The 3676-nt window shown below is 46.5% G+C and carries 4 protein-coding genes; 1 reads left to right on the top strand and 3 read right to left on the bottom strand.

What is annotated here, in order from left to right; translation table 11 throughout:
• The coding region (locus tag WJ238_RS08055) for a substrate-binding domain-containing protein (RefSeq protein WP_337606638.1) at positions 1 to 731 on the top strand (731 nt) is incomplete at its 5' end.
• Between the two features lie 100 nt (positions 732 to 831).
• Here the strand turns inward: WJ238_RS08055 and WJ238_RS08050 are convergent.
• From WJ238_RS08050 to WJ238_RS08040, 3 genes are all read right to left on the bottom strand, one after another.
• Entirely contained in the window at positions 832 to 2250 is a 1419-nt protein-coding gene (locus tag WJ238_RS08050) for a sensor histidine kinase (RefSeq protein ID WP_087166699.1), read from the bottom strand.
• Positions 2251 to 2253: 3 nt separating this feature from the next.
• Entirely contained in the window at positions 2254 to 2955 is a 702-nt protein-coding gene (locus tag WJ238_RS08045; RefSeq protein WP_118637583.1) for a response regulator, read from the bottom strand.
• 10 nt (positions 2956 to 2965) lie between these two features.
• On the bottom strand, positions 2966 to 3676 hold a 711-nt coding region (locus tag WJ238_RS08040), incomplete at its 5' end, for a Smr/MutS family protein (protein WP_337606636.1).

Below are 3676 nucleotides of genomic sequence, written 5' to 3'. Positions count from 1 at the left end.
CGGTTGCTGTCGGCATTGCAGTGATAGATAAGACTGCATGTGAGGTACAGTTTGACCTGGCTACGGAAAATAATATTCCGGTTGTCGGGATGGATTCTCCAAGTGATTATCCGGGGCTTATGCTTGTTTCCACGAACAATCAGGAGGCAGGTGCTACAGCGGCAGATAAGATGGCGGGGCTGTTAAATGAGCAGGGAGAAGTACTTCTTTTCATTCAGAATAATATTTCCGGTTCTGCCAAGCAAAGAGAGGCAGGAATGATCAGCCAGTTCCAGTCACAGTACCCGAACATTACGGTGTCCGGTATCTATTACATGGACGAGCTGGACAGCATGAAAGAGGGAACCGCTGAGAAACTTGGAAAAGCAGCCGAGGATGTGACAGACGAAGAGGTGATTCAGCAGATTCTGGCGGAGCACCCTAATGCAAAAGGATGCATTGGAGCCAATGAAGAGACGACCAAGATGCTGATTGACGCATGTGAAGCATCAGAGAGTGATGACATCCGGCTGATTGGATTCGATGGAGGAGAGACACTGACAGAGGCGCTCGAGGACGGCAAGGTCGATGGATTGATCGTACAGAATCCATACGGTATGGGCTATGCTACAGTAGTAGCTGCAGCAAGATCGGCGCTTGATATGGCAAATGAGGCAAACGTCGATACCGGCTATGCATGGGTAACACAGGACAATATGGAAGAGACAGCAATCAAAAACATGCTGTACTAATTCTTAAAATATAAAGCGGAAACCGAACAATAAAACGGGCAGATTCCTTTGAAAGAGAAGGGATCCGCCCGTTTTTTTGGTATAAATTTGTGACGAAAACTTATTTGCCGCTATCTGACTTCGGGAGGGAAAAGATAAATTCCGTTCCGACTCCTTCCGTACTGATAACATTGATATTTTCATTATGTGCCTGAATAATCTCGCGGACTATGGAAAGACCAAGGCCGGTTCCTTTTTTGTCTTTTCCGCGGGAAAGATCGCTTTTGTAGAAACGTTCCCAGATCTTACTGAGATCTTCTTTCGGAATACCGATTCCATAATCTTTAACAGAAACAAAAACTTTCTCTCCCCGCTCCGTTGTCTCCACTGTGACTGTAGACTGTGGATTGCTGAATTTGATGGCGTTATCCAGCAGATTGTAAAGTACCTGCTGGATCTTGCTGTGATCAGCATGGACGTAGAGGACCCTGGAAGCAAGCAGGAGTTCGATGGATATTTTCCTGGATGTGCAGGCTCCTTCAAAGGAGGCGGCTACCTGCTTGATCATTTCATGGAGATCAAAGGATTCCTTGTTCAGAAGAAGCTCCTTTGTATCAAATTCATTAAGCGTCAGAAGATCCCGTGTCAGGTCTGTCAGACGTTCCGTTTCAAAGAGAATAATACCCAGATATTTACTCTGAAGCTCCACCGGGATTGTACCATCGGCAATTGCCTCCACATATCCCTTGATGGAAGTCAGAGGGGATCGAAAATCATGCGACACATTGGCAACAAATTTTTTCTGATAATCCTCCATATCTTTGAGATGAGCGGACATATAGTTCAGCGAAGCGGAAAGATATCCGATTTCGTCCTGTGAATTTACCGGGATCTCATAGTCCAGATTCCCTGAGGCGTACTGTTTGGCAGCTTCCGTAATCTTGCGCAGAGGCAGATAAATAATCAGATGAATACCGAGGAAGATTGTAAACGAAAGCAGATAAATGACAGCCAGAGTGATATAAACGGAATGCATGATGCTGTGCTGCTGATCCTCGAAATAGGAGACCGGCTTATGTACGATAAGATATCCTTTTGTGGAAAATCCTTCTGTTACCGGGACAATCATGGTAAGAACTTCTTCTGAATAATATCCATGATAATCGCCGGTCAGATACTGTTCACCTCCGGATTCCGCCGGATCAAAGTCACGGATCTGCTCCGGAACTATGGCGGAGCCGGAGGAGGAAACGGACAATAATACATTTCCCTCTGTATCCGTAAGCCAGAGATCCGCTTCCAGATAGACATTTACTCCGTTCAGCATTGCCCTCGTCGAAGAAGCGGTAGTCTCTTTCGAATAATAATCAGTAAGGTAGTCGGTTGCCAGAATGGTTGCTTCCCGGTACAGCCTGGATGCATCCTCGTCACGGATGGTATCGAGAATAAGCTGTGCTCCAAGTGTGGCAGCTGTGAAAAGGCTTAAAAAACCGAAAATAATATACAATATGATAAATTTCAGGTAGAGATTGCTGTGCATTGTTTATTTTACCTCAAATTTGTATCCGATTCCCCAGACAGTGCTGAGGCCCCACCCGCTGTGATCTTTGATTTTCTCACGGAGACGCTTGATATGGACGTCCACGGTACGGGTATCCCCGATGTATTCATATCCCCAGATCTGATCAAGAAGCTGCTCTCTTGTAAAGACCTGATTCGGGGAAGCGGCAAGAAAATATAAAAGTTCAAGCTCCTTTGGCGGCATATCCACGCGCTGTCCATCGACAACTACGGAGTAGTTGGTAAGATTGATGGAAATTCCCGGATATTCGACACATTTTCCCTTTGACGGGTCCGGACTTTCCGGCTTTGCCGGCTGGTAACGGCGGAGCACAGCCTTAACACGGGCCACAAGCTCCTTGGAATCAAACGGCTTGATGATATAATCATCGGCACCGAGTTCCAGACCGAGTACTTTATCAAAGACCTCCCCTTTGGCTGAAAGCATGATGATCGGTACGTTGGATCTGGAACGGATTTCCCGGCAGACCTGATAACCGTCAATGCCGGGAAGCATCAGGTCGAGAAGGATCAGGTTCGGCTGATAGGAATCAAAAGCCTTCAGCGCCTCCTCTCCGTCATAGACCATACGGGTATCAAAACATTCCTTGGTCAGATAAAGACTGATCAATTCGGCAATATTTTCATCATCGTCTACAATTAAAATTTTCTGTTTTGTAGTCATAACTTCCTCCCTATTTGAATTCAACGATAGTAACTCCTGCGTCTCCTTCGCCAAAAGCGCCGAGACGGTAGGACTTGACATGTTTCTGTCTCTTTAAATACTGGTGGACAGCATTGCGGAGCGCGCCCGTTCCTTTTCCGTGTACGACACGGACCGGGCTGATATGTGCCAGATAAGCATCGTCCAGATATTTATCCAGCAGAGCAACTGCTTCGTCTGTCGTCCGGCCGATCAGATTGATCTCCGGGCTCACGCTCAGTGATTTGCCCATCTTCATCTTTCCGGATGAAGTGCGGCGTGTCTGTTTGGAAACATAGGAAACCGGTTCGTCAATGATATCCAGATCAGTGATCGGAACCTTGGACCGGAGAATTCCCATCTGTACTTCTACATTTCCTCTTGAATCCGGAAGAGTATGAACAGTTCCGGTCAGATTCATGCTGAGCACCTTGACGGCGGTGCCAAGTTTAAAGTCGGACGGCTTATAAGCCTTCTTTGGTTTTGCCTTTTCCAGAGAAACGGAAGAAGAGGTCTTTGCCATCTTCTGGCGCAGTTTTTCACGCTCTTTTTCCATCTCGGATGCAGAAATATTTTCCTTTCCGAATTTACGGAAATTACGCATAGTTTCATCCGCATAATCTTTTGCACTCTGAAGGATACGACCGGCCTTTTCATTGGCTTCCCGAATGATCCGGTCTCTCTGGGCATCCAGTTTTTCCTG

This window comes from Claveliimonas sp. (assembly GCF_037273965.1).
Classification (GTDB): Bacteria; Bacillota; Clostridia; order Lachnospirales; family Lachnospiraceae; genus Claveliimonas; species Claveliimonas bilis.
This window is presented reverse-complemented; position numbering and strand designations above follow the sequence as displayed.